Genomic DNA, 6,065 nt, shown 5'->3' on the forward strand with positions numbered 1-6,065 from the left:
TTCCACTGAGTCAAAGCGGTAGTTATTCGCTTCGCTGATAGGGAGTTGAATTAATTCAAAGAAGATAGAGGGGAAATATTGTATGTGTTGTTAATATTTCGTGTGAGTTTTGATGGTTTTTTTTTTATCTCACACAAATAATAAACTATTTTCTTATTTTTGTTTTTGTTCTTCCTATTTTTTATTTATTTTTTGGCCTTTTTTGTCATTATTTTTTTATCAACCACCCCCCCCCCCCCCAACCCCCAAAAACCCCCCAACACCAAAACCCACCCCACAACCCACCACCACACCCGCGCGCGCCCTAGAATGAGGCTGCTTATTGCTGTTAAGCAATGATTTATGGGGTATAAATATCAATTTTTCCCCATTATTAGCCATGAAATTAACTTGTCAATTGATCAAAAATGACTAATCAACTGCTAAAAGCCCTTTGCCTTCCGGCGGTGACTTGTGCCGTTTTCAGTGCCATTCCCGCCCATGCTGCCATTTTTACCGCTACCTATACGGGTACTGTTGCAGCACCCACATCTTCACTCCTTGTCGATAACGTTACTGCTGGTGATACTGCGGTTATTACCTATCAGCTTGACAATGGGGGAACTTCCCTGTTGAGCCAAACATGGAATGCCACTGACATTGTGACTGTCACCTTCAACTTTGGTAATGGAGCCCACGTTACCACCTTTAATCCTAATGGGGGTGATGGGTTGAGTGTTAGCACAGGAAGCTTTGTCACCAATGCCTCAGGACAGTTAACGGCTGTTCCTTCTGAGTGGTATGATGATACTAATGTCAATGTCGTCTCAACCAATTCTACACAAACACCTATAGAATGGTACGTGAATGGGTTCAATGGCGTTTACTATACTGACCCAAATTATTATTACGAGGTCAATTTGACCAATGTAGAAGGTAACATCGATCCTGCTAACTGGACTATTCAACCTGCCCAGATACAGACAACCCCCGAACCAGGCACCCTTTTAGGCTTATTAGCGGTGGGTTCTCTGGGTTTATTGGCTCGCAAACGGCAATAAATGACCAATTCTGCGGTAAGGAAGGTTTAAAAGCCTTCCTTTTTGGTTAGGGAAAAAGGCGCTCTCGCTTATTGAATTTTGGCACATAATGGATAAGTAGCTAGACACAATTAATTACACATATCTAATACTAAGTAGGGTCTGCTGAAAAAGTACGGGCGAAGCATTCGGATAGAAAATCTCCGGTTTCACCGATAGGTTATTGCCCGAATGCTTCGCCCCTACAGAACGCGGGCCGATGAAGACGCAAGGTTTTGAACGACGATTCTCTCAAAATCTTGCACCTGTTTCGGAAGAAAAGCCCCAAAACCCTTACTTTGCCTACATTTCACATTTATTCAGCAAACCCTAAGTAGGTAGGTATTAAAAACTTTCAGATCCCCCCGTCTATCGGCACCCCCCTTATCAAGGGGGGCAGGGGGGATCAAACCTAAAATCCATTTTTAATTTAATTATAACCAGCTACTTAACTAGGGTTTATAACTGGGAAAATCGATATAACCTTCCTTGTCAAAAGAATACCAATCTTTCATCTCAGCATCGGGATTAAGAGGCCAATTATTGGCGAATCTTTCCACCAAATCGGGATTACTGATATAGGGGCGACCGAAAGCAATTAAATCCGCATCTCCCAACTGAATAGCGGCTTCAGCAGTTTCTTTTGTATAACCACAATTGCCGATTAAAGCACGATTAAAAACAGCCCGAAACTCGGATAAAAGCATCGGTTGACCCTTTTCATGAAAACCAAAAGCCAAGCCATCTAGCAGATGCAAATAAGCTAAATTGTACTCATTTAATCTTTGGGCAACATAGAGAAAAGTTTCTCGAAAATCCTCGGAACCCATGTCATTATAAACGCCATTGGGAGACAGACGCACCCCCACCCGATGACTGGGAAAAACAGTTAAAATTGCCTCGACTACTTCCTGTAAAAAACGATAGCGATTTGCCAAACTGCCACCGTACTTATCCTGACGCTGATTAGTGGCCGATTGTAGAAAAGTATCGATTAAATAACCATTAGCTCCGTGAATTTCTATGCCATCAAACCCCGCTAATTTTGCCCTCTGAGCGGCTTGGCGGTAATCGGCGACAATTGTGGGGATTTCCTCGGTTTCTAAGGCTCTAGGGGTCTCGTAGGGCTGTTTGCCGATGGGTGTATGCAACTCACCCTTAATCTTAATTGCCGAAGGGGCAACGGGTAAAGCGCCATTTTCCTGAAAACTAGAATGAGAAGCGCGACCACAGTGCCACAATTGACAAAACAGTGGTGTTCCTTTTCTTTGGGCGATTTTTGTCACCATTTGCCATGCTTGCACTTGTTCATCGGTGTAGATACCGGGGGTATTTTGCCAACCGTTAGCTTGGGGAGAAATTACCGTCGCTTCCGTAATCATTAATCCCGCGCTGGCCCTTTGCCGGTAATACTCGGCCATTATCTCATTAGCAAGACGTTTTTCTCCGGCTCGCGCTCGCGTCATGGGGGCAAGCACAAGACGATTTTCTAGGTTTAAATCTCCCAATTTAAATTGACTTAAAAGAGCCAGGGAAGTAGTGAAGGAAGTCATCGAATTTGCCGATAGAGAATTTAGGTTAATTTTACCGCAATTAGTTAAAACCAGACAATCGCACCCAAGTATGATTGACTGGCTATCTGCGAGATTGTTCCTCTCCTAAGGGAGGAGAATTAATCAGACAACTGGCTGAATATAATTAATATTGGTCATAAATCTGACTATAATTACAAGTTATTTAATTTATTCATCTTCCCAAATTAAAGAGACATAAACTATATTTTCTGGTAGTTGATTCATGATAAATTTCTTGGCAATTTTGGCATCAGAAATATTGCTTAAATCTAAAGAGATAGGAACCTCAACTATCCGATCACCCAAATAATACCACAAATCCACCTGTCCCCAGTTATGTATGAGGGGACTACCCCCATTCCATCACCTCCCTGACCATTTCTCTCAAGTCATCGTTCTTGGTTTTTCCCTCCCGCTTGTCATAAAGACGAAAATTGATAGGAGACAATTTTTGTCCAAGTCGGTATAAAATAGTGTAATTACGCTTATGTTTACCTGACCAGAAATAGTCATTGTCGAGATGTCTAGTAACTGGTGTTTTACCGATAAAACAGACTTCCTAGGGACTGAAACGAAACCCTTACTATTCGGTGCTTGCGAATTTTAAGAGGGTTTTTCAGAATCAGCATTTTTTAGGGAACCTACCCAAAAATACCCAAAAGAGGCAGACAGCCCCTACAGTGCGTTGATAAAAATGGGAAAACACGAGTTTTTAGCAAGCATCGTGCATTTAATTGTGCTAATCTCGAAAAAAATGCGGTTTTTTCACGATTTATTTAGAACTAATTTATTAGTAAAAAAAGATGTTAAAACAGTCTTGATCGACTTGGGCTTTGTGGCTAGTATGTAAAGCATATAGCTTCTTCATTGGAGACACCTGAATGAAAGCCCTATTACTATGGCCGCTGATGCCCAACTCCTTTTGGTCCTATCAAGAGACTTTAAATCTAGCCGGCTTGAGAGCAACCAATCCGCCTCTGGGTTTAATTACGGTGGCGGCCCTGTTGCCATCGGATTGGGAAATCCGGTTTGTTGATCGCAATGTCCGATTGGAAACGGCTTCGGATTGGGAGTGGTGCGATTTGGTAATCATCTCCGCCATGATCATTCAGAAAAAGGACTTTCAAGAATTGATTGCCAAAGGGTTGCAGTTGGGTAAAAAAGTGGCTGTGGGCGGGCCTTACCCCACCTCCTATCCAGAAGTTGCCCAAAAAGCTGGGGCAGATTACCTGATTCTGGATGAAGGCGAACTGACAATCCCGCTGTTCCTGGCGGCCCTGGAGCGGGGTGAACCGAGTGGTGTCTTTAGAGCCAGCGAGAAACCCGATGTAACCATGACACCGATCGCCCGCTATGATCTACTAGATCTGGATGCCTATCTGGCGATTACCGTGCAGTTTTCTCGCGGTTGCCCCTTTCAATGCGAATTTTGTGACATCATCAACCTCTATGGCCGCAAACCTCGCACCAAAACCCCAGAACAAATGTTGGCTGAGTTGGAGACGTTATATCAACTGGGCTGGAGGCGCTACATTTTTGTTGTGGATGACAACTTCATTGGCAATAAGCGGAATGCCAAGGTGTTTCTGCGGGAGTTGATCCCCTGGATGGAGCAACACCAGTATCCCTTTAAACTGATTACGGAAGCTTCCCTTAATCTGGCCGAAGACAGTGAACTGATCGAGTTAATGGTCAAGGCCGGCTTTATGCTGGTGTTTATGGGGATTGAGACACCAGATACCGATAGCTTAATGGGCATTAACAAGGTTCAAAACACCCGCCAATCCCTGATCGAATCCTGTCACAAAATTACCCGCATGGGGCTGCAGATTATGTCTGGCTTCATTATCGGTTTTGACAATGAGAAACCTGGCGCAGGGCAGCGGATCAAAGATTTTATTATGGAGGCGAGTATTCCCCAGGGGCAGTTTAGCCTGCTCCAGGCACTGCAAAATACCGCCCTGTGGAATCGCCTGCAACGGGAAGGTCGTCTGGTGGATGGCATGGGCACTTTCCATCAGGGAGCCATGATGAACTTTGAGCCAACTCGCCCGGTGGAAGAGATTACCGAAGAATACATCGACGCTTTCTGGGAAATCTACGATCCTGTTAACTACCTGAAACGAACCTTCAACCATTTCATGATGATGGGGGGATGGCGCGGCAAATCGAACCGTAAATTAGATGGGCAACAGTGGCAATTGTTCCGTTCCTTGCTCTGGCGGCAGGGGATTGTCCGACCGACGCGGTTCCGTTTCTGGTGGCAACTGGCGGTGATTGCCTGGGTCAAACCCCGTCTGCTAGAAGAGTATCTAGCGACCCTAGGGATAGGTGAGCATTTTTTTGCCTATCGCTATGAAGTAAGAGAACAATTACTAAAACAACTAGCCGATTTGAAGCAACAGAAAGCAAGGGTAGCCCAGCTGGAAAAAACGCTCAAAAACTAGACAATATCGCCGACGAACAGTCATTTATCCCTAAACAGCGCTCTTGAATCCTACCCCAAAGTAGAGCAACAAAAAGCGAGTGGGGTTGTTTTACTGTCAAGTCAGGTAATCTGTCCCCACAATTCATTCAAACTTACATTCCGCACTTCAGTTTGTAACATAAAAAGTTACAAACAAGGGAAAAGACTAACTGAGTATTTATACTCAGAAATTCCTCGACCAAAACCTGAGATCATGAAAAAAAACACAAGAAATGTCTGCTTCAGCAGAAATACAAATTAAAAATATAGACCATTTAGGAATAGTGGCAGGACTAATTGATGAAATAGGAATAGTCGAAGTAATCAATGAAAAACTAGGTATTGATAAAAGAGAAAAAATTAGTTCGGGACAAGTCTTAAAAGCCATGATTCTCAATGGGCTAGAAATGGTGTCACACCCCTTGTATTTATTTAGGGCTTGCTGAATAATGGTAAAACCCTTTTAAAATAAGGCTTTTGACCTGTTAAAATCCGATGTTCATGCTGCGAATATAGGATTAAGACCTTCAAAAACCTGGCATTATCCTTCTTGTAGTACATAAACTGGTACGAAAAGAGAGGGCAAGAAAGCCTGAAACGACCGGCTACTGACGACCGACGACCGACGACCGACTCCTAACCCCACCAACAAACTTTTTGCCGCAAACCCTATTTATTCCCCTTTTTGCATGAGTGCATGAGTAGAAAACGGGTTTCTCCGAGAAACCCGTTTTCTGTGCGTTACTCAACGGATTTAGTATTAGTATAAAGTTCGATCGAGCTTTACTTTTAACCGAATACTGAAAAAACCGCTAGTTAGGGTTTGCTGAATAAATGTGAAATATAGACTAGGTAAGGGTCTTAGGGTCTTTTTTCGCTCCCACAGGTGCAAGATTTTGAGAGAATCATGTTTCAAAACCTTACATCTTCATCGGCCCGCGTCCTGTAGGGGCGAAGCATTCGGGC

General features: G+C 43.6%; 5 protein-coding genes and 2 pseudogenes. 3 read left to right on the forward strand and 4 right to left on the reverse strand.

Annotated elements, in window-relative coordinates; genetic code table 11:
- The coding region (locus O9300_RS17730; protein WP_287973059.1) for a DUF2887 domain-containing protein at positions 1–84 on the reverse strand (84 nt) is incomplete at its 3' end.
- Positions 85–407: 323 nt separating this feature from the next.
- Between O9300_RS17730 and O9300_RS17735 the strand changes: the two genes are divergently transcribed.
- Complete coding sequence (locus O9300_RS17735) at positions 408–1,040, forward strand: PEP-CTERM sorting domain-containing protein (protein ID WP_287973056.1); 633 nt, start codon at positions 408–410, stop codon at positions 1,038–1,040.
- 470 nt (positions 1,041–1,510) lie between these two features.
- Here O9300_RS17735 and O9300_RS17740 read toward each other — a convergent pair whose 3' ends face one another.
- The 3 genes and pseudogenes from O9300_RS17740 to O9300_RS19725 form a co-directional block, all read right to left on the reverse strand.
- The gene (locus O9300_RS17740) at positions 1,511–2,611 is read right to left on the reverse strand and encodes an alkene reductase (protein ID WP_287973057.1); all 1,101 of its coding nucleotides are present in this window, start codon (positions 2,609–2,611) and stop codon (positions 1,511–1,513) included.
- A 189-nt stretch (positions 2,612–2,800) separates the two neighbouring features.
- Complete coding sequence (locus O9300_RS17745) at positions 2,801–2,956, reverse strand: hypothetical protein (RefSeq protein ID WP_287973062.1); 156 nt, start codon at positions 2,954–2,956, stop codon at positions 2,801–2,803.
- Positions 2,953–3,143 (reverse strand): annotated as a pseudogene (locus O9300_RS19725) (IS701 family transposase); the annotation flags it as partial. The pseudogene O9300_RS19725 and the gene O9300_RS17745, both read right to left, overlap by 4 nt.
- A 370-nt stretch (positions 3,144–3,513) precedes the next feature.
- Here O9300_RS19725 and O9300_RS17755 point away from each other — a divergent pair.
- Both O9300_RS17755 and O9300_RS17760 read left to right on the forward strand, forming a co-directional pair.
- Entirely contained in the window at positions 3,514–5,079 is a 1,566-nt protein-coding gene (locus O9300_RS17755; protein WP_012266469.1) for a B12-binding domain-containing radical SAM protein, read from the forward strand.
- A 253-nt stretch (positions 5,080–5,332) separates the two neighbouring features.
- Positions 5,333–5,533 (forward strand): annotated as a pseudogene (locus O9300_RS17760) (DUF4277 domain-containing protein); the annotation flags it as partial.
- Between the last annotated feature and the right edge of the window lie 532 nt (positions 5,534–6,065).

Source organism: Microcystis sp. LE19-195.1E, assembly GCF_027532095.1.
Taxonomy (GTDB): domain Bacteria; phylum Cyanobacteriota; class Cyanobacteriia; order Cyanobacteriales; family Microcystaceae; genus Microcystis; species Microcystis aeruginosa.

Coding starts and splice junctions, on each gene's coding strand:
- O9300_RS17755 (WP_012266469.1), top strand. CDS start 3,514: ATGAAAGCCCTATTACTATGGCCGCTGATGCCCAACTCCTTTTGGTCC.
- O9300_RS17735 (WP_287973056.1), top strand. CDS start 408: ATGACTAATCAACTGCTAAAAGCCCTTTGCCTTCCGGCGGTGACTTGT.
- O9300_RS17740 (WP_287973057.1), bottom strand. CDS start 2,611: ATGACTTCCTTCACTACTTCCCTGGCTCTTTTAAGTCAATTTAAATTG.